Genomic DNA, 769 nt, shown 5'->3' on the forward strand with positions numbered 1-769 from the left:
GATTAAACGCCTCTTATCGACTCATCCAAGCTTTTCGCAGATTAGCACGTCCTTCTTCGCCTCTGATTGCCAAGGCATCCACCTTGTACGCTTAGTCACTTAACTATACAACCTCAAATGTTTTCAAAACTCAATATAAAATAGATATTGTGCTCTGACCGCACTTTCAGCGTCATTAATTCAACTAAACACTTGATTGCTTTTGTTCAATCAAGATTTTATGCAAAACAGGTTTGCTTTCAGAGTTTCCTTCTCAGTTCCCTCCTTTTACTTCCCTATTTTGCCTACTCAGACTTTCTCTCGAAAATCTCTTGTTTTCAGCTTGTTTCCAATTTTTTAAAGAACAGTTGATAAAACTTTTCAATTATCATCGTTAAATAAACTAAATCAATAAATTTACTTAACGATGATAAGTGGTGGAGATAAGCGGGATCGAACCGCTGACCTCCTGCGTGCAAGGCAGGCGCTCTCCCAGCTGAGCTATATCCCCATTTCATCATAAATCATTACTCCTCCACATCACTCACTCTCAGAGTGGTGGGTCTGAGTGGACTTGAACCACCGACCTCACCCTTATCAGGGGTGCGCTCTAACCACCTGAGCTACAGACCCAAGGGTAATGTTTTCTTCTGCTCGTTTGTCTACAACTATCAGCCAATCTGTGTGAGCACTCGCTGTCTCTCGTCTTTGGTAAGGAGGTGATCCAACCGCAGGTTCCCCTACGGTTACCTTGTTACGACTTCACCCCAGTCATGAATCATACCGTGGT

At 42.8% G+C, this 769-nt stretch carries 2 tRNA genes and 2 rRNA genes; all 4 read right to left on the minus strand.

From position 1 onward, the window contains the following. Window positions 1–105, minus strand: a 23S ribosomal RNA gene (locus tag DV417_RS09315); the annotation flags it as partial. 309 nt (window positions 106–414) lie between these two features. Continuing rightward, a tRNA-Ala gene (locus DV417_RS09320) sits at window positions 415–490 on the minus strand. A 45-nt stretch (window positions 491–535) separates the two neighbouring features. Continuing rightward, window positions 536–612 (minus strand) — tRNA-Ile (locus tag DV417_RS09325). 79 nt (window positions 613–691) lie between these two features. Further along, window positions 692–769, minus strand: a 16S ribosomal RNA gene (locus DV417_RS09330); the annotation flags it as partial.

The sequence above is a fragment of the Haemophilus haemolyticus genome, assembly GCF_003490935.1.
Lineage (GTDB): Bacteria > Pseudomonadota > Gammaproteobacteria > Enterobacterales > Pasteurellaceae > Haemophilus > Haemophilus haemolyticus_M.